18 protein-coding genes are annotated in these 20,799 nt (G+C 62.6%); 10 read left to right on the forward strand and 8 right to left on the reverse strand.

The window, feature by feature from the left end:
• A partial coding sequence (locus tag XW59_RS16080) for an IPT/TIG domain-containing protein (RefSeq protein WP_170990166.1) occupies nucleotides 1–2,296 on the reverse strand: 2,296 nt, incomplete at its 3' end.
• A gap of 584 nt (nucleotides 2,297–2,880) precedes the next feature.
• Nucleotides 2,881–3,162 (reverse strand): hypothetical protein, encoded by a 282-nt coding sequence (locus XW59_RS16085; protein ID WP_047146638.1) that lies wholly within the window; start codon nucleotides 3,160–3,162, stop codon nucleotides 2,881–2,883.
• Between the two features lie 253 nt (nucleotides 3,163–3,415).
• Here XW59_RS16085 and XW59_RS16090 point away from each other — a divergent pair, with 253 nt between their 5' ends.
• The 9 genes from XW59_RS16090 (at nucleotide 3,416) to XW59_RS16130 (ending at nucleotide 12,418) form a co-directional block, all read left to right on the forward strand.
• Nucleotides 3,416–4,300 carry a MurR/RpiR family transcriptional regulator gene (locus tag XW59_RS16090; RefSeq protein ID WP_047146688.1) on the forward strand — a complete coding sequence of 295 codons (885 nt, stop codon included), beginning with the start codon at nucleotides 3,416–3,418 and terminating at the stop codon, nucleotides 4,298–4,300.
• Between the two features lie 236 nt (nucleotides 4,301–4,536).
• Entirely contained in the window at nucleotides 4,537–5,685 is a 1,149-nt protein-coding gene (locus XW59_RS16095) for an enolase C-terminal domain-like protein (RefSeq protein ID WP_047146637.1), read from the forward strand.
• An 11-nt stretch (nucleotides 5,686–5,696) separates the two neighbouring features.
• Nucleotides 5,697–6,458, forward strand: coding sequence for a creatininase family protein (locus tag XW59_RS16100; protein ID WP_047146636.1), 762 nt, complete (start codon nucleotides 5,697–5,699; stop codon nucleotides 6,456–6,458).
• 40 nt (nucleotides 6,459–6,498) lie between these two features.
• On the forward strand, nucleotides 6,499–8,031 hold the full coding sequence (locus XW59_RS16105) for an ABC transporter substrate-binding protein (protein ID WP_052958216.1): 1,533 nt from the start codon (nucleotides 6,499–6,501) through the stop codon (nucleotides 8,029–8,031).
• A 75-nt stretch (nucleotides 8,032–8,106) separates the two neighbouring features.
• Nucleotides 8,107–9,048, forward strand: coding sequence for an ABC transporter permease (locus XW59_RS16110; protein ID WP_047146635.1), 942 nt, complete (start codon nucleotides 8,107–8,109; stop codon nucleotides 9,046–9,048).
• A complete protein-coding gene (locus XW59_RS16115) occupies nucleotides 9,048–9,905 on the forward strand; it encodes an ABC transporter permease (protein ID WP_047146634.1) in 858 nt (285 codons plus the stop codon). The genes XW59_RS16110 and XW59_RS16115 overlap by 1 nt, the downstream gene beginning before the upstream one ends.
• 1 nt (nucleotide 9,906) lies before the next feature.
• Complete coding sequence (locus XW59_RS16120) at nucleotides 9,907–10,953, forward strand: ABC transporter ATP-binding protein (protein ID WP_047146633.1); 1,047 nt, start codon at nucleotides 9,907–9,909, stop codon at nucleotides 10,951–10,953.
• Nucleotides 10,950–11,939, forward strand: coding sequence for an oligopeptide/dipeptide ABC transporter ATP-binding protein (locus XW59_RS16125; RefSeq protein ID WP_246666114.1), 990 nt, complete (start codon nucleotides 10,950–10,952; stop codon nucleotides 11,937–11,939). The genes XW59_RS16120 and XW59_RS16125 overlap by 4 nt, the downstream gene beginning before the upstream one ends.
• A gap of 14 nt (nucleotides 11,940–11,953) precedes the next feature.
• Entirely contained in the window at nucleotides 11,954–12,418 is a 465-nt protein-coding gene (locus XW59_RS16130; protein ID WP_047146632.1) for a RidA family protein, read from the forward strand.
• A gap of 51 nt (nucleotides 12,419–12,469) precedes the next feature.
• On the opposite strand, the gene eutH is transcribed toward XW59_RS16130, so the two are convergent.
• From eutH to XW59_RS29650, 3 genes are all read right to left on the reverse strand, one after another.
• Nucleotides 12,470–13,693, reverse strand: coding sequence for an ethanolamine utilization protein EutH (gene eutH, locus XW59_RS16135; protein WP_047146631.1), 1,224 nt, complete (start codon nucleotides 13,691–13,693; stop codon nucleotides 12,470–12,472).
• A 62-nt stretch (nucleotides 13,694–13,755) separates the two neighbouring features.
• Nucleotides 13,756–16,215 carry an FAD-dependent oxidoreductase gene (locus XW59_RS16140; protein ID WP_047146630.1) on the reverse strand — a complete coding sequence of 820 codons (2,460 nt, stop codon included), beginning with the start codon at nucleotides 16,213–16,215 and terminating at the stop codon, nucleotides 13,756–13,758.
• Nucleotides 16,212–17,123, reverse strand: a complete 912-nt coding sequence (locus XW59_RS29650; protein WP_082137648.1) for a phosphotransferase — start codon at nucleotides 17,121–17,123, stop codon at nucleotides 16,212–16,214. The genes XW59_RS16140 and XW59_RS29650 overlap by 4 nt, the downstream gene beginning before the upstream one ends.
• Nucleotides 17,124–17,295: 172 nt before the next feature.
• On the opposite strand from XW59_RS29650, the gene XW59_RS16150 reads away from it, so the two are divergent.
• The gene (locus tag XW59_RS16150) at nucleotides 17,296–18,168 is read left to right on the forward strand and encodes a DeoR/GlpR family DNA-binding transcription regulator (RefSeq protein WP_082137647.1); all 873 of its coding nucleotides are present in this window, start codon (nucleotides 17,296–17,298) and stop codon (nucleotides 18,166–18,168) included.
• Here XW59_RS16150 and XW59_RS16155 read toward each other — a convergent pair.
• From XW59_RS16155 to XW59_RS16165, 3 genes are read right to left on the reverse strand one after another with little or no spacing between them, the layout of a single operon-like run.
• Entirely contained in the window at nucleotides 18,096–19,352 is a 1,257-nt protein-coding gene (locus XW59_RS16155; RefSeq protein ID WP_047146629.1) for a HAMP domain-containing sensor histidine kinase, read from the reverse strand. The two genes, XW59_RS16150 and XW59_RS16155, sit on opposite strands and share 73 nt — an antisense overlap.
• A 4-nt stretch (nucleotides 19,353–19,356) precedes the next feature.
• Nucleotides 19,357–20,055: a response regulator transcription factor gene (locus tag XW59_RS16160; protein WP_047146628.1), complete on the reverse strand. Its 699-nt coding sequence runs from the start codon at nucleotides 20,053–20,055 to the stop codon at nucleotides 19,357–19,359.
• Between the two features lie 36 nt (nucleotides 20,056–20,091).
• The gene (locus tag XW59_RS16165) at nucleotides 20,092–20,637 is read right to left on the reverse strand and encodes a Spy/CpxP family protein refolding chaperone (protein WP_047146627.1); all 546 of its coding nucleotides are present in this window, start codon (nucleotides 20,635–20,637) and stop codon (nucleotides 20,092–20,094) included.
• Nucleotides 20,638–20,799 lie beyond the last annotated feature (162 nt).

A 20,799-nucleotide genomic window follows, 5' to 3' on the forward strand; every position in this document is an offset into this window, starting at 1 on the left:
CCGTGTAGGTGAAGCCGTCGTTCAGCGTCGCGCTGCCGCCCGGCGTTGTCACCATGACATCGGCGGCACCAGCCGATCCGGCAGGTGTCACCGCCGTGATCTGCGTCGCAGTGACGGTATCGATCGCCGCCGGCACGGCGCCGAAGGTCACGGCCGTCGCGCCGGTCAGGTCCGTGCCGGTGATCGTTACCGACGTGCCGCCTGCCATCGGGCCGGTATCCGGCGAAATGCCGGTGATCGTCGGTGCGTCTTGCCCAATCGTCACCGACACGTCAGCCGGCGGCGAACTGAACGGGCCTGCCCCGCTCGAACTGTCGGTTGCGACAACTCTGAACGTGAATGTCCCTGCCGTGGTGGGCGTGCCGTTCAGGGTGCCGTCCGCTGCCAGCGTTAGCCCGGGCACCATCGTTCCCGAAGGCTGGGCATAGGTATAGGGACTTGCGCCACCGCTCGCGCCGCCCGCAATCGACTGGCTGTAGGGGACACCCACGACGCCAGCGGGTGGGTTGGTCGGTGCGTAGGCGATCATCGGAGGGGATACGGTGATCGTCACCGTCGCCGGCGAGGACGTACCCCCGGCATTGGTGGCGGTATAGGTGAAGCTGTCGGTGCCGGCATAGCCGGGGGCCGGAGTATAGGTGATCGACATGCCAGTGGCGGTAGCAGTGCCGTTCGCGGGAGCCGTGCCCACGGCGACCGAGCTGGCCGGCACGCCGGTTATGTTCAACGTGATCGGGTTGTTGCTGCTGCCGTAGGCTACCGTGGCAGAGACGGGATTTGCCGTTGGCCGCGAATTGTCGATTGTAAACGCTGCGGCCGCAGTGGCGACACCCGCATCGGCATAAACCTCGACATCGACGACGCCGCCCGGATGCGCCGGCACCTCCGCGAGAACCGTGTTGTCATCAACGGGGGTGACGGCGATGGAGACAACACCGTCGAAATGAACGCTGGAGGCTCCGGTCAAACCGCTGCCCGTGATGGTGACGATCGTGCCGGGCGCGCCGGCGTTCGGCGAAATCGACGTGATCGTCGGTCCCGCTGCATCGTCATCCTGGATCGTGCCGACACCCTGGGCTCTTGCCACCGTCGCGCCGGTGACGTTGGTGATGTTGACGAAGAAGGACTTGTCCGGCTCAGCGAGCGTGTCGCCGTTCACCGGCACGGTGAAACTCAAAGCCGTGTTACTCTGGCCCATGCTGAGGCCGGGACTGCTAACTGCCTGGTAGTCGATACCGGCAATCGCGGTGCCATCCGCCGTCGCGACATCGAAGGTCACCGATCTGAACTGCGGCAGAGGCTGGTTCAATTGTATGGTGAAGGTGGCCGGTGTGGCCCCGGAATCACCCTCGACAACAGTCACGTCATCGATCGACAGGAATAGCTCCACGGGAGCGTCATAGGTGAAGGCGCCCGGTGCCGTGACGCTACCGCCGGGCGCGACCACCTCCACGTCGACCGGACCTTGCGCATGCGGCGACGTGTTGGCGGTGATTTGCGTGGCGCTGTCGACCACGAAGCTGAAGACCGGCTCTCCGCCGAAGTTGACGGCGGTTGCGCCGGTAAAGTTCGTGCCGCTGATAGTCACGCTTGTGCCGCCTTCGGCGGGGCCGGTATTCGGCGAGATGCTGGTAATCTCGGGAGCGGCGGTCGAGCCGCTGACCGTCAGCGTGAATGAACCTGTGTTGTAGTGTCCATACTCGTTTGTCGCACGAACCGTGACAGGGAAGCTCCCGCCTTCCCCAGGGATTCCTGAAACCGTGCCGTCACTGGCGAGGGTGATGCCGCTCGGCAGACTTCCGGACTCCAGCGTATAAGTGTATGGGCTGCTGCCTCCCCATGCCATGATAGCCCCACTGTAGCTTTGCCCGACAACGGCTTCCGTCGAATCTGGAGGCTGTACGGAAATTCGCGGGAGGCTGAAGGCGAGATGGCAGGTTTCGGTGATGGTACCACGCCAGGTGTCAGCCGGAGAGTAATGGGAAACGGGGCAACCGCTCGGAGGCCCCCCAAGGGTCACGCCCGCGAATACGGCGATGTTGAACTCTACGAGAGTGCCGACCTCGACGGAACTGCCATAAGGTACGTTTCTGCTATTTGTCAGGTCATAAGCACTGACAAACGTGTCTCCGCGATCATCCCACGTGATGACTGCCTGTGCATATGCCGAAGTGGAAAAGCCAAGGCCGGCAAACAGAAGAGTGAGGAAGAACACGAGCCGGCATAAGGGCGAAGCCGCCCGACAGACCCTTTGCCCGACAGCGACAGAGCTCCAGCAGTCGTTTCGATAGGTCATGCTCACCCCCGCCCGATATGAGCCGACCATCAGCACGGCCGACCGCTGTCCGATGCGGCGGGAAAGCGTTGCATGACCGGCCGGAGCGCTGCCTTTCACGACATCGCTTCGGCCGATCCTCTCCAGACTCTACATCCCGGTCAGGCGAACCAGATCGCCTTGAGGGGGGATTTGTCAGTGCCGCATCGAATCCACGGCCAATTTAACTTTATGTCAATCGATAATCTACCGATCAATTCTATTGAATACTGACCAATTCTTGCAAAACGAACTTACTTATATCTTCATGCGACAGTTACGAAGTTTCATCCCGGCGAAGTACACGGACGCGGCGGGGAGCTCGATGCATGAATGCGCAGTGATTGCCAGAGGGATGATCGGATGGCACGTCAGACGGTAAGCGGCGGATCATGGACCGTATAGCTGTTATACAGCCTGCACGACCTACCAAAGCGACCGTGCGGCTTGCATGGCGAAGGATCGTGAACGCATCGTGCTTTCCAGGTCGCCATTCCGCTCCCGGCAAGGCCCGCCAAGCTATTTCTCAAGAACGATTGATCTGACAGTTCAAGTCGCGCAGCTCTTTACTCTGACGGCTGGCTCGCTTCCGGAGCAGTTGTCGCCGGAGGTGGCGTGCCGGTATCCGCCGGTGCCGAAGGCGAGACGTTGTCCTGTGCGGATGGCTGAGCGTCGGTATTACCGGTGGCGGGCGGTTGATTGGTCGTGTTTTCCTGGTCCAGGATCTGGTCAGTCTGGGTTTTAATCGCATCGCCGGTTTCCCTGCTTATCAGCCCATAAGAAACGGCTAGTCCAATGATTGCGGCGATGGCCGCGGCAACAAGGCCAGCTTTCAACTTGTTCGTCATACTATGGCAACTCCGGTTCGCCCGGCCCGCTCCAACTTTAATCCATGGAAGTTTATGCTGTCACCATTGGGCCTAAAGCCGCCATCGCAACCAGGCGGCTCATGTAAGGTGATGCGGTATCGACCGTTTCTAGGTACTTCCTGGCACCGGCCAGCGGCTCGATTCGACGAGGTTGACTGGTCGATCATCAATCTCCACAATCAAACAGGCACATGCTCGGGCCTGCCCGATGAAGAAGCCGCTCGGGATCTCCATGAGACATCAAGCAAGCCTGATAGACCGCCTGCGCATGGAGCGGCAGCAACTCAATCGGGCCGACCGTGCTGTGGCCGACGCCGTCCTCGAAGACATCGAGGCCGCCACTCGGATTTCGATCAAGGAACTGGCATCACGCGCGAAGGTCAGCGAACCGACCGTCATTCGCTTTTCCCGTCGCATGGGATGCGACGGATTTTCCGACTTCAAGATACGCCTCGCGCAGGATTATGCGATAGGGCGCATGTACATTGCCGCCGAACGCACAAGTCCCGCCGAAACCGGGCGCGAGGTGGCCGACCAGGTCTACGAGGCCACCAGCCAGGCGCTTGCCAGCGCCTTCGCGCAACGTGATCCCGCGGCGCTCGAAAAGGCCGCGGAACTCATCCATCGCGGTCGCCGCATCTTCTGCTTCGGCGTCGGGGGCAGCTCCGCGAATGTTGCGCTTGAGGCGGAGAACCGGTTCTTCCGCCTGGACATCGCGGTCTCGGCGACAGCGGATTCCTACAAGCACAGGGTGATCGCCTCCACCGCGGATCCCCAGGATGTGCTGCTGATCTTTTCTGTGACCGGTAAGCCCCGTTCGCTGGTCGACAGCGCGGAGATCGCGGTGGAACTGGGGGCCTCCGTGGTCGCGGTGACCGACCCGACGAGTCCCTTGGCCGCCAAGGCAAACGTGGTGGTGCCGCTGGTCGCCTTCGATGAGGAAAAATTCTTCTACATGCCCAACCGAGGCCGCTACGGCCAGCTCTTCGTCCTTGACTGCCTCGCGACGCTGGTGGGCGCGTGGCGCCGCAACGCGGTTGCAAAGAAGCTGTGGCGCGCTCGCTCCAACCTCGTCTCCCTACATGGCAATACCGACAGCCAGCCGGTTGGAGATTAGGTACTTTTCCTACATTTTTCGTGGCGCTGGCCACAGGATCAGACATGACGCTAATGTCGAATCGCGCTGCGATCCTCTGGAAATTGCTACCTTCTTTCGATTTTTAGCTGTGTTTGTGACTGAAACCGGTCGATTGGCGGGTCTGAAAAGGCCATGGACCCACGCTCCCGGTGGTTGACAGGTAAGTAGGAAAACTACATTCTGGCGATATAGCCTCCCTTTCATGGATCGCCAGAATGCCGATTGCAGATAAGACCATCGTATCGTTCCGCTTTGACGAGGTGGTCGTTCCCGCCCATCCGGGTGTCATCAATTCCGATACGCTCGCCAAGCCGCTGCACATGCTGCCCGTTGGCGGAAAGGCGAGCTGGAGCGTGCAGTTCGATGAGTTGCCGAAGCTGATCCTGCGTATGACGCTGGCGGATGGAACGGTTGGCCTGGGCGAGTTCTATCGCGACCACGAATGGCCTCGCATCGAGGCGATTTGCGCGAACCTGTTGGGCAGCAAGATAACCGACTTTCCGCTGCAGCAACTGCCGTTGCCGCTTTGCCGCGAATATGACGGCTTCGAATGCGCGATCTGGGATGCCTTTGCGAAATCGCTCGGTGTTCCGATGCACAATCTGCTGGGCGGCGCGGTCCGTGATCACGTAGCGGTCAGCGCGTGGTCGAGCCACCGCACCATGGACGAGGTCGGCCCCTGGGTGCGCCGCTATCGCGAACAGGGCTACGACGTCATCAAGTTCAAATGTGACCTCGAGGACGACGTCGCCGGCTGGTGTGCGCAGATCAAGGAGCACGCGCCTGGCATGAAGGTCATCTTCGACCCGAACCAGCGCTGGGAGAATTCCGGCAATGCGCGCCGCATCATCCGCGAGCTCGAGACGGTCGGCAACGTGCTGCTTCTGGAAGATCCTCTGCCGCGCTGGATGATGCTGGACTTCGCCGAGTTGCGCCGCTTCTCTTCGATACCGATCGTGCTGCACGTCTCGCTGCCCTACGTCTATCAAGGGCAGCGTCCCTATGAGGCGATCAACGCTCTCGCCCACAATGCGGTCGATGGATTCAATTTCAATGGTGGCCTCGCGGGCTTCCAGGCGCTCGATCACATAGCGGCGACCGCTGGGCTCTACTGTTGGCACGGTTCGGAGGTCGACCTCGGCATTCTCGAGGCCATGTATGTCCATCAGTCGGCGGCAGCCAGGAGCTGCGTCTGGCCCGGCGATATCTTCGGACGGATGATCCGCTCGCATGACCTGCTCGAGACGCCGCTGGCATTCGAACCGCCCCATGTCCGGGTGCCGGCGGAAGGGCCGGGCCTGGGCGTGAAGCTCGATGAGACGGCGCTCGCCCGCTTCCGCGTCGGCGAACGTGTCATCTCCTGACGGGATCGCAGATGCGCTGGGACAAGCTCACAACCGAGGAGTTCGCCGGGATCGACCGATCCACGCCGGTCGTCCTCAATATTGCCGCCGTCGAGCAGCACGGCCCGCATCTGGCCATCGACACCGATGTCGCGATCGGCGGCCATTTCCTCGATCGGGCGGAAGAGCGGCTGGGCGACAGGGTTCTCATCCTGCCCGCCGTCAAGGTCTGTTGCTCCGAACATCATATGGAGTTCGCGGGCACGCTCAGCGTGCGCCACGATACATTCCTCGCTTATGTCGGGGATATTCTGGAGAGCGTGGTCAGGCACGGTTTCCGCAATCTCGTCCTGTTCAACAGTCACGGCGGGAACCAGGCGATCGGTCAGGTCCTGCTCGAAACTTTCGGGGCTCGTCATCGCGATTGCCGGATAGCCCTGCTGACGTGGTGGAGGCTGGCGGCGCCGGAACTGGAGAAAATCCGTGAGAGCGACTTTGCAGGCGTCAATCACGCCTGCGAGTTCGAGACTTCGCTGATGCTGGCCGCCGCGCCCGACGATGTGCGCACCGGGAAGATCGGCACCATGTCCTATTCGGCGACCTTCGATTGGGCGAACGCCGACATGATCCGTGCGAGTCGCGGGGCGCTGTTTCGCACAATGCATGCCATGTCGGGTGGAACCGGTGTTGTCGGCGATCCGTCGCTGGCTAGCGCGGAAAAGGGCGAACGCATCACTCAGGCAGTGGTCGGCGAGCTTGTCAAGGTCGTCGAGACGCTGGCTGCCGGGGCTTGAGCCGGCAGGAAATCACCGCAACCAAAAAGGGGAAGAGATCATGCTGAAGAAGATTACCGCCGTGGCGCTTGCAGGCGCCGCCATCCTGGTCGGAGGATTTACCGCCGCCTTCGCGCAGGAGCGTGGCGGCGTCATCAACGTGGCGACGATCGGCGAATTGAACACGCTCGATCCGATGATCGCCACCGGCGATCTGCTCGGCATGGTCACCCAGCATTTCTTCGAGACGCTCTATACGTTCGATGCCAATTGGAACGTAACGCCCCTGCTTGCCGACGGGTTGCCGGAGGTTTCCGAGGACGGCAAGGTCCATACGATCAAGCTACGGCAGGGTGTGACCTTTCATGACGGGAGCGACATGACCTCGCAGGACGTGGTCGCCTCGCTGGAGCGCTGGTTCGAGGTGGCGTCCCGTGGTCAGCTCGTCGCCGACAAGCTCGACAAGCTCGAGGCCGTGGACGACTTCACCGTCCGCATCTCGCTCACTGAACCCGTCGCCTCGCTGAACGCGCTGCTGGCGTTCAACAATTCGGCGGCCGTCATTCTGCCTTCCGAGAAGATCGCCGACACGCTCAGCGAATATGTCGGCACCGGACCGTACATGATCAAGGAACGCCGGGTCGATCAGTATCTCCAGCTCGTCCGCTTCGAGGACTATGCCGCGCGCGAGGGCGAGCCCGACGGCTTCGGCGGCGCGCGCAAGCAATATCTCGATGAAATCCGGTTCGTGCCGGTGCCCGATGCCAATACCCGCGTCGAAGGGGCGATCGCCGGCCAGTACGACTATGCCGATCTGTTGCCGGTGGAAGCCTATGATCGATTGGAAGGGCAGGGCAACACCGAGCCGCTGGTTCTCAATTCCTTCGGCTGGCCGATGTTCATCATGAACAACAAGGAAGGCGTCATGACCAACCATGGAGTGCGCAAGGCCATCCAGGCCGCGCTCAACTCCGAGGACATGCTTGCCGCCGCCTTCGGCAAGCCGGAATTCTACTCCGTCGACGGGGCGATGTATCCTGAGGGTTATCCTTGGCGTAACGGGGAGGGGTTGGAGGCCTACAATCAGGGCAATCCGGAAACTGCCAAGACCCTGGCCGAGGAGGCCGGGTATGACGGCTCGCCGATACGAATCCTCACCAGCCGCCAGTATGAGTTTCACTACAAGATGGCGCAGGTCGCCGCCGAATATCTGAAACTGGCCGGCTTCACCGTCGATCTGGGCGTCTTCGACTGGGCGACGCTGGTGCAGCGCCGCGCCGAACCTGGATTGTGGGACATCTTCATCACTCACAGCCCCTTCCTGCCCGACCCGGCGCTCATCGCGCCGCTGCCTGCTTCCTATCCCGGCTGGTGGGCGAGCGAGGAGAAGGAACGTCTGTTCAGCGCGCTCAACACCGAGATGGACCTGGAGAAGCGGCAGGCCGTGTGGTCCGAGTTCCAGAAGCTGATCTACGACGAAGCGCCCTTCTACAAGGTCGGCGATTTCAGCGCTCTCGCTGCCAAGTCGCCGCGTCTTGAAGGGTTCACGCCGACGGCGTGGCCCTATTTCTGGAACGCGCATATCGCGCAGTAAGTTGACACGGCAAGAACCGGGGGACGTCGCCGACGACCCCCGGCTCTTGGTAAAATGACGGACAGGAGACGATCGATGACTCGATACGTTCTGCAACGGCTTCTCGGCATGCTGAGCGTCATGTTTGTCGTGGTCACGATCGTCTTCGTCATCGTGCGCGTCGCTCCGGGCGATCCGGCCGCTGTTATGCTGGGGCCCGACGCGACACCCGCGGACATCGAGGCGCTGCGTGGCAGGCTGGGCATCGACCAGCCCCTTGTCATGCAGTATCTCTTCTTTCTGGGCCAACTCCTGCGGGGTGACCTCGGCCAATCGATATTCCTCGACATGCCAGTGGCCAGCGCTTTGCTGGATCGAGCCGAGCCGACCTTTTTCCTGACGTTGTTCTCCATTTTGATCGCCAGCGCGATCGCGCTGCCCGTTGGCATCCTTGCCGCATATCGCCGCGGCAGCTTTTTCGACCAATCCGTGACGACGCTGACGATGCTTGCCGCCAGCATTCCCAGCTTCTGGCTCGGCCTGATCCTGATCCAGGTCTTTGCGGTCCGTCTGGGCTGGTTCCCTGTGGCAGGTTATGGCGGGCCGGATGCGTCGTTTGCCACGAGGCTCAGTCATCTCGTCCTGCCTGCCTTCGCGCTCGGTGTGGTCTCCTCCGCGCTGATCACCCGTTTCACGCGAGCGTCCATGCTCGACGTGCTGAACGACGATTACGTGCGTACCGCGCGTTCCAAGGGCATGAGCGAGTTCCGTGTCGTCCTCAAGCACGCATTCAAGAACGCGTTGATTCCAGTCTTGACGGTACTTGGGCTGACGGCGGCGCTGCTCGTTTCCGGCGCGGTTGTCACCGAAACGGTGTTCAGCTTGCCCGGCGTCGGCAATCTCGTGGTGTCCGCTGTGCTCAGGCGTGACTACCCGGTGATTCAGGGTGCGCTTCTGGTGATCGCCGCGATCTATGTTCTCATAAACTTCGGCATCGACATGCTCTACCTGATGATCGATCCACGGGTGCGCTACTGATGGCTGCCACGGACGCATATGCCGCGCCGCGGCTGACAACGCTGATCATCCAGCGCAAGACGCTCGCCATCGGTCTCCTCATCCTCGTCGTCATCGCACTGCTGGCGGTGCTCGCGCCGTGGGTGGCACCGCATTCGCCGAGCCGCCTATCCATCGTCAACCGGCTTCAGCCGCCGGGACTCGAATGGTTCTTCGGTACGGATGAATTCGGTCGGGATATATTCAGCCGGACAATTTATGCGGGACAGCTGTCGTTGCTCGTGGGCGCGGCGGCCACCGTCTTCGCCTGCGTGGTGGGGATCACGCTCGGGATCGTCGCCGGCTTTTTCCGCAAGGCAGACGCCGTCGTCTCGCGCCTGGTCGATGCAATGATGGCATTTCCCGACATCCTGCTGGCGATTGCACTGGTTGCCGCGCTCGGCCCTTCGCTCGCCACGGTGATCGTCGCACTCGGCATCGTCTATGCGCCGCGCCTGGCGCGTATCGTGCGCGCCTCCACGCTCGTCATACGCGAACTGCCCTATGTGGAAGCCGCCCGCGCGCTCGGCGTGCCGACCTGGCGGATCATGACACGGCATGTCCTGCGCAATCTCGTCTCGCCCATCCTCGTGCAGGCGACCTTCATCTTCGCCTATGCGATGCTCGCGGAAGCGGGGCTATCCTTCCTCGGCGTCGGTGTCAGCCCCGAGATTCCCACTTGGGGCACGATGATAGCCTCCGGGCGCCAATATGTGGGTCAGGCCGACTGGATGACGATCTTTCCTGGCATCGCGATCGTGCTTACGGTGCTGTCGCTCCAGCTCGTCGGTGATGGTTTGCGCGATCTGCTTGATCCCAGGTTGCGAAAGGACCTCTGACATGCTGGTTTCCGCCTCATACCGGCAAGAGGCCGCGCAACTCGCCGATGACGTCGTCCTCAGGGCCGAGGATCTGCGCACGCATTTCGTGATGGGCGCGCGTGCCGCGAAATCGGTCGACGGTGTCACGCTGACGGTCAGACGCGGCCAAACGCTCGCCGTGGTCGGCGAGTCCGGATCGGGCAAGTCGGTGACCAGCCTGTCGATCATGCGCCTGCTGTCGCATCCCGGCCGCATCGTTGGCGGTCGCATTCTCTATCGCATGCGCGACGGGTCGGTGGTCGATCTGGCGGCGCTTGGCGACAGGCGGATGAGGGGCATACGGGGCAGGGAGATCGCCATGATCTTCCAGGAACCGATGACTTCGCTCAACCCGCTCTTCACCGTCGGTGACCAGATCATGGAGATGGTGCGGCTGCACGAGCCCGTCACGCGCGGCGAGGCACGGGCGCGTGCTCTCGAGATGCTGGAGCTCGTCGAGATTCCCGCAGCGGCAAAGCGTCTCGACCAGTACCCGCACGAGATGTCGGGTGGCATGCGACAGCGCGTGATGATCGCGCTCGCGCTGGCTTGCCGGCCGGCCTTGCTGATTGCAGACGAACCCACCACGGCGCTTGATGTGACCATTCAGGCGCAGATTCTCGACCTGATGCGCCGACTTCAGCGCGAGATCGGCATGAGCATCCTGTTTGTTACGCATAATCTCGGTGTCGTGGCTGAGATAGCTCATGAAGTTGCGGTGATGTATGCGGGCCGCGTCGTCGAGCAGGCGCGGGTCACGGAGCTGTTTGCGCGGCCACGACACCCTTACACCAAGGGTCTGCTTGCCTGCATTCCCGACCCCAAGCGCGACCGCTCGGCTGATGGAACCCGTCGCCTGCTCGATCCGATCCCCGGCAGCGTGCCAAGCGTCCTGTCCTTGCCGCGAGGGTGCTCCTTCGCTCCTCGTTGCCTGCTTGCGGAGCCAGCTTGCGAGGCTGAACCGCCCCTGCTTCAATCGGCTTCCGGGGATCACTTGACGCGTTGTCGGAGGTACGAGCTTCTGTGAACTCCACCCTGCATGTCCAGAAAGACAATTCCGAGGTTCTGCTTGCCGTGCGCGGCCTTGAAAAGCGGTTCTCTACCAAGAGCGGCCCGGTCAAGGCGGTCGACGGCGTGTCGTTCGAGGTGCGCCGAGGCGAGATTCTTGGGATTGTCGGGGAATCCGGCTCCGGCAAGACGACGGCGGGCCGCGCCATCCTGCGCCTGGTCGAGCCGACATCGGGGGAGGCAATCTTCGACGGCGTCGACCTGTTCGGCTTGTCGGAGAAGGAAATGCGCGCCTACCGCCGGCGTATGCAGATCATCTTCCAGGACCCTTATTCGAGCCTCAATCCGCGCATGCGTGTCGGCGAGATCATTGGCGAGGCGATCGATACCCATGGATTGGCCAGAGGCAAGGAGCGCAAGGCCAGAATCGAGGAGCTGCTTGTCCGGGTTGGCCTGTCCGCGGAGCATGCGCGCCGCTATCCGAACGAATTTTCCGGTGGACAGCGCCAGCGCATCGGTATCGCGCGGGCTCTTGCCGTCGAGCCCGAACTCATCATCGCCGATGAGCCCGTCTCCGCGCTCGACGTTTCCGTACAGGCGCAGGTGCTGAACCTCATCCAGCAGATCCAGCGTGATCTCGGCTTGACGATGGTCTTCATTTCGCACGATCTGACGGTCGTCGAATATTTGTGTGACCAGATCGTGGTTCTCTACCTGGGCCGCATCATGGAGAAGGGGCCGTCGCAGGCGGTTTACGCGGCGCCGCGCCATCCTTACACGCGCGCGCTGCTCGCGACCGCTCCCGTCCCCGATCCCACCGTGAAGCGCGATCGGGTCATCCTGCAGGGCGACATACCGAGCCCGCTCGATCCGCCCTCGGGCTGCGTCTTCCGCACGCGCTGTCCACACGCCATCGAAGCCTGTGCCGAGGCTGTGCCTGCGAGCGAGGAGGTCGGCCCCGGACACAGCGTTGCCTGCATAAGGCAGGCGGAACTTGCCAGTTGAAAGGTTTCACCCAGATGACCCCCTATGCCCGGCTTGAGGCGCAAGGCCTCGTGCTTCCACCAGCTCCGACGCCGATTGCGACCTACATTCCCTACGTCATCGAAGGGGGGCTGTTATATCTTTCCGGGCAGGGGCCACGAGAAGCAGACGGTACGTTGCGCACCGGCAAGGTTGGCGGCGATGTCGGCATGGAGCGCGCCTATGACGACGCGCGGCTGACCGGGCTCAACCTGCTTGCGGTAATGCACGACGCACTGGGCGACCTCGGCCGTGTGCGGCGCGTCGTCAAGCTTCTCGGAATGGTGAACGCGGTGCCGGATTTCGGCGCCCACCCCAAGGTCATCAACGGCTGCTCCGATCTTCTGATCGACGTCTTCGGCGAGGCGGGACTTCATGCACGCTCCGCCGTCGGTTTCGGGTCGTTGCCCGACAACATCACCGTCGAGATCGAGGCGATCGTCGCGATCGAAGGCTCGTAGAGGCCACGAGCGAATTCGAAGTTCGGCCGAGCGCCGCACCAGGATTTCGGGCTACTCCGCAGGTAAGGGCGCGGCCGTGGCTACGTCGATCGCTGCCAGTTCCTCGGCCTTCGGAACGGATAGCCATTTCGCCAGCATGAAGCCTGCCGAGCCTCCGAGCAGCTTGCCGATAAGCAGAGGGAGGATCATGCTCGGTTGAAAATTGGCCGCGAAGGCCAGATGATCACCGAAGGTGAAAGCCGCACAAACGGCAAAGGCGATGGCCAGGACCTTGTCCTTGGGCTGCATCTTTCCGATCAAACGGTACATGGCGATGATGTTGGCTATGGCGGCCAGCAGGCCCGCTGCGCCTTCTGGCGATACCCCGATGCGAGAACCTATCGCCCGCATCGGTCCTTCCAGATATTTGGTGAGGAGATAGACCATCGGGAAGGCGCCCGCCAGCATGATGCCGATATAGCCGGCGATCTCGAGCGCGCGGAACTGATCGGCTTCGTCCGCGATGATGGGATCGAAACCCCAGCTGCCGAACACGGTGCTGAACATGCTGGTGAAGTATTCGACGATCGAGAAGACCAGCACCAGGGTGATGCCGGCATACATGATGCGGCCGAACCACAGGAACCCTGTGATCATGGCGTCGGGCACGAAGCGCAGGCCGAGCGCGATCGCCACGCAAAAGACGATGAGCGGCAGGAGATTGCGCAGGATCTCCCCGATCGTGAGCATCACCTGGTGGGTGGCTTCCCCGCTGGTCGAGATATCGGGGCGCACTTCGAGGCCGGAAAGAGCGATCAGCGCGCAAGCGACGAAAACGCCGATCGGCACGCTGAGAATGCCTGACATGATGCCCAATGCCATGTATTTGTGGTCTGGCTTTGCCAGCATGGCCAGGCCCACCGGGATCGAGAAGATGATCGTGGCGCCCGCCATGTAGCCGACGACCATGGCGACGATCCAGGCATCGCGTGTACCCGCCAGGGCGTGCGCGAGTTGATAGCCACCCATGTCCACCGCGATGACGGTCGTGGCGGCGATGGACGGGTCGGCCCCCACCATCGCGAAAAGCGGGCCGACAGCCAGGCGGATGAATTCCGAAAGATAGGGTATCGAGGCCATGATACCGGCCACCGGAATGAAGATCGGGCCGATGGCATGGATACCCTCGATGAATTCCTTGCCGAGTCCGGATTCGGGATCACGGATCGAGGCGATGGCGCCGGCCACCGCGCAGGCCATGATGATGTAGATGATGAACGTTCCGATCTGTGCCATTTACGTTCCCCTCGCTGCATGAATCCCGCGCGCTCATCGGTTGGGCTGCCCGGGTTTCTCGATCAGTTCTTCACCCGTTCTGCGTGCGGGTCGTAAAGCGGTGCCATGTGGATCGTGGCGGCGAAGCGCTCGTTTGCCACGACAAGCTCGTATTTTCCTGATTTCAGGAACTCCCCGTCGACGCCCGCGCTGTTGCGCACATAGCCGTAGCCGACAGGTTTCGCGATCGTGTAGCCAAAGCCGCCGCTGGTGAGATAGCCGACCGGCTCACCATTGCGCAGAATGGTTTCGCGTCCGAGGAGTACGACAGACGGGTCTTCCATCGTGAAGCCTGCCAACCGCTTTTCAAACGGGCGCGAGATCGTCTTCTCGCAAGCTTCACGACCGATGAACGGCGTCGTCTTGCGAAGCTTCACAGCCCAGCCGAGGCCCGCCTCGAAGGGATTGTCGTTCGGCGTGATGTCGGCACCCCAGGCGCGATAGGCTTTTTCGAGCCTGAGAGACTCCAGCGCGCGATACCCGACAGGTCGGATGTCGTGGCGCCGGCCTGCATCCATCAGCGCGTCGAACACGTTGCCCGTACCCGAAAGCGGCACGTGCAGCTCCCAGCCGAGCTCGCCCACATAGGTGACGCGCAGCGCCCGCACGGCATGGCCGGCGATCCCGATCTCCCGCACATGGCCAAAGGGGAAGGCTGAATTGCCGATATCCGCATGCGTGACGGCAGCGAGCACGTCGCGAGCTTTCGGCCCCATCAGCGAGAGCGTGCCGTATGCTTCCGTCACGTCGGTCAGGCGGGCATCCGCACCCGCACGGATATGGTCGGCGATCCAGCCAAAGTCGTGGGTACGGAAGCCGGTGCCCGTGACGATGTAGAACCGGTCCTCGGAAAGCCGCGCCACGGTAAGGTCGCACTCGATGCCGCCGCGCGTGTTTAGCATCTGCGTATAGGTGAGGCGGCCCGCCGACCTGGTCACGTCATTGGCGCAGATCAAGTCGAGCGCCGCGGCCGCGTCACGCCCGAAAAGTTCGAATTTGGCGAACGAGGACTGGTCGAAAATGCCTACCTTGTCGCGGACATGGGCGTGCTCCTCGCCCACCGCCTCGAACCAGTTCGGCCGACCCATGGAATAGGTATCAGCCGGTTCCATGCCCTTTGGCGCAAACCAGTTGGGCCGCTCCCAGCCGAGCTTGGAGCCGAACACGGCACGCCGCGTCTTCAGGCGTTCATAAAGCGGCGAGACGATGCGCGGACGGCCGCTCTCATATTCCTCGTGCGGGAAGGCGACGGTGTAGTGTTTGCCATATGCCTCGAGCGTGCGCCCACATACCCAATCCCGATCTCGGTGGAGGGCGGAGAAGCGGCGGATATCGACCACCCAAAGATCCAGCGGCGCTTCGCCATTGACCACCCACTCCGCCAGCACCCAGCCTGCTCCGCCACCGGAGGCGATGCCGAAGGCGTTGAAGCCCGCGCCCACGAACATGTTGGCGCATTCCGGAGCCAGGCCGAGAATAAAATTGCCGTCCGGCGTAAAGCTCTCCGGTCCGTTCACCATCTGCTTGACGCCGGCCGTGGCCAGCGCGGGCACACGAGCCATGGCCTGTGTCATGTGTTGCTCGAAATGCTCGAAATCGTCGTCAAAAAGCTGGAACTCCCAGCTCTCCGGCACGTCGCCTCCTGGAAGGCCCGTATGCCAGGGCTGCGGGTTCGGCTCGTAGCCGCCCATGACCAGGCCGCCCACCTCTTCCTTGAAATAGGTGCGCCGGTCCGGATCCCGGATGGTCGGTGCGTCCGGGCTCAAGCCCTCGATCTTCTCCGTCACGATATATTGGTGCTTGACCGGCTGCAGCGGTACCGAAACGCCCGCCATGGCGCCGACCTGCCGCGCCCATTGTCCGGCACAGTTCACGACCGTCTCGCAGGCGATGCGACCCCTGTTGGTTTCCACCGCCGCGATACGGTTGCCCTCCATCACAAATCCGGTCACCCGTACGCCTTCCAAGAGCTTGGCGCCGTGCATGCGCGCGCCCTTGGCGAGTGAGTTGGTTATGTCGGCGGGGTTCGCCTGCCCATCTGTTGGCAGCCAGGATGCGCCGACGAGGTCGGACGTGTCCATCAGCGGCCACATGCGCTTCACCTCTTCGGGGGATACGAGATGCATCTCCATTCCGAAGCTCTGTGCCGTGGTTGCGAGCCGGCGAAACTCGGTCCAGCGATCCTCGTTGGTTGCGAGCCTGAGGCAGCCGGTCATTTTCCAGCCAGTCTCCAGCCCCGTTTCCTCATGCAGGTGCTTGTAGAGCTCGACGGAGTATTTCAGCACGCGCGTGATCGACGCGGAGGAGCGAAGCTGGCCGACGAGTCCCGCCGCGTGCCAGGTGGACCCGGAGGTCAGCCGGCCCTGCTCCAGAAGGACCACGTCGGCCTTGTGGTCGCGCGCTAGGTGATAGGCGGTCGAGCAGCCGATGATGCCGCCGCCAATGACGACGACCTTGGCATGGAGGGGAAGCGCTTGGTTCATCGGTTGTGGCGTCCGTATTCTGTGAAATAGGTGTCGAGTGCGGTTTCGAGCCGTGCGAGATTGTCCTGCGTGTAGGCCTCGTAATCCGTGCCGGGCGCATCGAGATGAATCTCGGACACCATGCTCCACATGGCTTCGCGCAGGAGCGAGGTGCATTGCATGGCCGCCAGCGCCCGTCGCGTCGGCAGATCGGGCGATCGGCCGAAATAACAGGCGAGCAGGGTTTCCGATTCTTCGGCGGAGAAACCTGCGTTGGAGGAAAGCCCGGCCAGATCGAACATCGCGGTGGAGAAGCCCGCATATTCGAAATCGATGAGCCAAAGACGCTCGCCGTCGTCGAGCAGGTTCGCCGGAAGAAGATCGTTGTGGCCGAAGACGATGGGGAGTGGAATCTGTGCCGTCTCAAGTTCATCGGCAAGATCAAGATATGCCGGCAGGTGCGGCTCCATCCGGCTCCCGCCTTCGCGTAGCGTGCGCGCATAGTCGCGGATCACATGAAATGGCCAGAACATGAAGCCCGGTCCGGACACCTGTCGCGGCATCTCGTTGTGGAAGGCGCGGATCAGCCGCGCAACGGAGACTATGTTCGCCCGCACATCGTTGCCGTCATAGGTCTTGGCGCCGAGGTAGCGCGAGACCATCATGCCGGGCGCGGTATATTCCAACTCAGGGGCGAATCCGGCTTCCACGGCCGCGCGTGCCGTCATAACCTCACGGTCGCGGAAGACGTGGTGGAAGGGGTAATCCTTGCCGAAACGAACCACATGGCGCCCGCGCCCATCGGCCACGAGCCAGCTTTCATTGCTTATGCCACCCAAGAGCGGCTCGATCTCTATCGTACCCTTCCAGATTGGCAGCGCCGCGATCCTGGCCCTGCTGTCGGGAGGGTTCCTCATCCCTTCCGCCATCGTTCCCTTTCCGCAACTCTTCGGCTGCTCTTTGAAAGGCGAGGATCGATGCGTTCACGGATCGAGTCAATCGGATTTTGTGGTTTATTGAATTTTTTTGACAAAATTGTATGCCATTAAGACAAAATAACGGGCATAATTCCAAGAAAACGGTCAAAGAAACGGAACAAGCATGAATCCCTCTCCTCGCCATGGGCAGATACTGAGCCTCTTGAAGGAGGACGGCACGATCAGCGTCAGCGCTCTGGCGGCCCGCTTGGGCGTTTCGTTGGAGACCGTGCGCCGGGACATCAAGCCACTGGCGGATCGCGGCGAAATCATTCGCATGCACGGCGCGATTGGCCTGCCTTCGGTGGTGGGTGAAGCGCCCTTCGAGAGGCGGATGCGTGAGAACAGACCTGCCAAGGAAGCGATCGCAAGGCTCGCCGCCTCGTCCATCCGCGACGGTGAATCGATCATGCTCGACACGGGCACCACGACCAGTTTTCTCGCCCGTGCCCTGCTCGGGCACCGACAATTGATCGTGGTTACGAATTCTTCCGACATCGCGCGCACGCTCGCCACCGTCAACGGCAACAAGGTTTACATGGCGGGCGGGGAGCTGCGCAGCGACAGCGGCGCCGCACTGGGCTTCTCGGCGATCGAGTTCATCAATCGCTTCAGCGTGGACCACGCGATCATCTCGGCTGGTGGGATAAGCGCGGTCACAGGTGTGATGGACTACGAATTGGAAGAGGCGCAGTTTGGCCAAGCGGTGCTGGGTCGAGGGCGCCGCCGGGTGGTGGTCACGGACGCCTCCAAATTCGGCCAGAAGGGGCTCGTGCAGGTCTGCTCGCTCGCGCATGTGCATGAAATCGTGGTCGACCATGCTCCGCCCGAGGACCTCCGGGCGGCGCTGGATGCGGCTGAAGTGAGCGTGAAGATTGCAGGGGAAGAGCGCGATCGAGCGGTCGTCGAGCCGACCAGCTCTGCCTATCTTTCGGACGACCGTTTCACAGGAAGCGTCACGACGAAACAGGCACCGCCGTCCGGCGGGGATTCGTAGCGGACAGCGCCGCCGTGACGCTCGGCGATCTGGCGCACCAGGGCCAGTCCCAGGCCCCAGCCGCCGGCGGCTTCCCCCCGCCCCGAAGGACGGTAGAACGGCTCGAAAACGCGGGCGCTCTCGCCGTTGGGGATGCCCGAGCCGTGGTCGCGAACCGTCAATTCCACCCTGCCGTCTGCCCGTGCGACAGTGCATGAGACAGGCGGGCCGCCGTGGCGCAGCGCGTTCTGCATGAGATTGCGAGCCAGCCTTCCGAGCAGGCGCGCATCGCCCATTACCGTGACGGGCGTGCCGGAAACCTCGACACCGTTGCGTGCCCCTTCTTCCGAAGCCAGCGCCAGGAGGTCAACCGGCTCGATCTCATCGAGCGTCTCGACATTGTCCAGCCTGCTCGCCAACAGGATCTCCTCGACCAGCATGTCCAGTTCGGCGAGATTGCGGATAATCTCCTCCTTGCGGCGTTCGTCCGGCGCCTCCTCGTAGAGGTCGATTGCCATGCGCAGACGCGCGAGAGGCGAGCGCAATTCATGACTGGCATTGGCGAGCAGTGCGCGGTGCGACTTGATCAGTCGCTCGACATGATCGGCGGCCTTGTTGAAGCTCTTCGCGACCGTCGCGACCTCGTCGCTGCCTTTCGCCGGCACGCGGGCCACGAAATCGCCTCTCCCCCAGGCGTCCACGCCAACGCGCAGCTGCTCCAGCCTGCGGGTCAGGTGACGCACCACCGGATAGGCGGCGAGCCCGACGACGCCGGCGATCAGGGCAAGGTAGGCGAGCGGATTGCGGCCCGACGGACGGAAAGGCCACGCCATGCGCGCGGCCACCGCGCGGCCGTCGGGCAGTTCCGTGACCATCGTGTGAAGTTTGCCTTTGCCATGGCGCCAGGGGCGGGCGAGAACATCATGCGGGAGCGGTTGGCCGGCGCTGGCAATCAATCCGCCATGCGGATCATACACCGCTATGTCGGCGTCGAAGGCCCGCGACAGCCGATCCAGCGTCGCCTCGACCGATTTCTGGTCCATGTCGGGCGGAATAAGCGCTGCGACGAACCGGGCGCGTTGGCTCTGCCAGCCCGACTCCTCCTCGCCTTGCCCCAGCCACACGAACGCAGCGCTGGCGATGGCGACGGCGCCAAGGCTGGCGAGCAGCGTCAGGTAGATCTTCAGGAACAGTCGGCTGCGCAACGCTTTATCTCTCGTCGTCTTGGAAACGGGCGAAGACGTAGCCCGCGCCGCGGACGGTAACGATACGCTTCGGATGCCTTGGGTCGGTCTCGATGGCTGCCCTGATGCGCGAGACGTGGACGTCAATGGAACGATCGAACGCATCCAGCTCCGCGCCCTTGACCGCGTCCATCAACCGTTCGCGTGACAGCGTGCGGCCGGCATTTTCGGCAAGCGTCACGAGCAAGTCGAACTGGTAGCTGGTCAGCGCGCATTCGCGGCCATCGATCCTGGCCGAGCGTGATCCCGGATCGATCTCCAGCAGTCCGAAGCGCAGGACGCGTGAGATCGCCGCGCCACCATTGCGACGACGCAGGATCGCCTTCAGCCGGGCCAGCAGCTCGCGCGGATTAAAAGGTTTGGGCAGATAGTCGTCCGCTCCGAGCTCCAGCCCGACGATGCGGTCTGTCTCCTCGCCTTTGGCGGTGAGCATCAGGATCGGTACATCCGAGACCACACGCATGCGCCGGCAGGTCTCGAAGCCGTCGAGATCCGGCAGCATGATGTCGAGGATCACGATGTCCGGCGCATGACGGTGGAGGTCGGCGAGACCTGCCGTGGCCGTCGGCGCGGTATGGACGGTGTAGCCGTTCGCGGAGAGATAGTCGGCAAGCATGGCGGACAGGCGCGTGTCGTCGTCAACAATCAAGACCCGTCCTGCCATTCTTGCACTCCGTTCAGCCGTCTGGCCGCCTCGATCTTACCACCGGCCGCGCCCGCGCCGCTCATTCAAATGCTCGGCAAGCTTGGCGCGCTGCTCTGGTGTCAGCACTTCGGCCGCGTCGAGGAGCGCGGTCGTCATCTTGCGCGAAGCCTCGTCGATGGCCGCGATACGTTCGCTGCGCAGTTTCTCGGCGGCGGCATGGTCGATGGTCGGCGCGCCGAGGAGTTTGATAACCTCCTCACGCGTCTCGCGGAAGTCCCGGAAAGTGGGGCCGATCTCGTCGCGTGCCTTGTCGATGATTTCCCAAAGCTTGTCTTCCTGCTCGGACGTCGCGTCGAGTTCGTCGAGCACTGAGCCAATCCGGTGTCCCATAAAGCCGCCGCCTCCCATGTGCGCCTGCATCATGTGGCCGCCCATGCCGAAACGACCCATGCCGAAATCGTCGCCGCGCGCGACTACAAGACCGCCGGCACCGACAACCGCGACGGCTGCGAGCCCGCCGATCGCGGCGCGGCGCCCCCATCCTTTCGAAGCGGGCTCGGTGGCGGTCTGGCTCGCCAGATCCTTGTCCTCGTTTTCCATGGATTATCTCCTTTCACACCGCAGCATCTCTGCAGCGGAGGAAAGCTAGCAAGGCGAGGTTTCACGCGTTCGGGGCAAATGTAAAGAAATGTAAAGGCGGGGCGACGCTAAGGGGGTGGAGAATGCGAAGGCCTGCAATCGGGGCCCCTGACGTCGGGCACT

The organism is Aquamicrobium sp. LC103 (genome assembly GCF_001014615.2).
Lineage (GTDB): Bacteria > Pseudomonadota > Alphaproteobacteria > Rhizobiales > Rhizobiaceae > LBCQ02.

Excerpts from the sequence above, each read along its gene's own strand:
- XW59_RS16085 (WP_047146638.1), bottom strand. The coding sequence starts at position 3,162 with ATGACGAACAAGTTGAAAGCTGGCCTTGTTGCCGCGGCCATCGCCGCA.
- XW59_RS16090 (WP_047146688.1), top strand. The coding sequence starts at position 3,416 with ATGAGACATCAAGCAAGCCTGATAGACCGCCTGCGCATGGAGCGGCAG.
- XW59_RS16095 (WP_047146637.1), top strand. The coding sequence starts at position 4,537 with ATGCCGATTGCAGATAAGACCATCGTATCGTTCCGCTTTGACGAGGTG.
- XW59_RS16100 (WP_047146636.1), top strand. The coding sequence starts at position 5,697 with ATGCGCTGGGACAAGCTCACAACCGAGGAGTTCGCCGGGATCGACCGA.
- XW59_RS16105 (WP_052958216.1), top strand. The coding sequence starts at position 6,499 with ATGCTGAAGAAGATTACCGCCGTGGCGCTTGCAGGCGCCGCCATCCTG.
- XW59_RS16110 (WP_047146635.1), top strand. The coding sequence starts at position 8,107 with ATGACTCGATACGTTCTGCAACGGCTTCTCGGCATGCTGAGCGTCATG.
- XW59_RS16115 (WP_047146634.1), top strand. The coding sequence starts at position 9,048 with ATGGCTGCCACGGACGCATATGCCGCGCCGCGGCTGACAACGCTGATC.
- XW59_RS16120 (WP_047146633.1), top strand. The coding sequence starts at position 9,907 with ATGCTGGTTTCCGCCTCATACCGGCAAGAGGCCGCGCAACTCGCCGAT.
- XW59_RS16130 (WP_047146632.1), top strand. The coding sequence starts at position 11,954 with ATGACCCCCTATGCCCGGCTTGAGGCGCAAGGCCTCGTGCTTCCACCA.
- eutH (WP_047146631.1), bottom strand. The coding sequence starts at position 13,693 with ATGGCACAGATCGGAACGTTCATCATCTACATCATCATGGCCTGCGCG.
- XW59_RS16140 (WP_047146630.1), bottom strand. The coding sequence starts at position 16,215 with ATGAACCAAGCGCTTCCCCTCCATGCCAAGGTCGTCGTCATTGGCGGC.
- XW59_RS29650 (WP_082137648.1), bottom strand. The coding sequence starts at position 17,123 with ATGGCGGAAGGGATGAGGAACCCTCCCGACAGCAGGGCCAGGATCGCG.
- XW59_RS16150 (WP_082137647.1), top strand. The coding sequence starts at position 17,296 with ATGAATCCCTCTCCTCGCCATGGGCAGATACTGAGCCTCTTGAAGGAG.
- XW59_RS16160 (WP_047146628.1), bottom strand. The coding sequence starts at position 20,055 with ATGGCAGGACGGGTCTTGATTGTTGACGACGACACGCGCCTGTCCGCC.
- XW59_RS16165 (WP_047146627.1), bottom strand. The coding sequence starts at position 20,637 with ATGGAAAACGAGGACAAGGATCTGGCGAGCCAGACCGCCACCGAGCCC.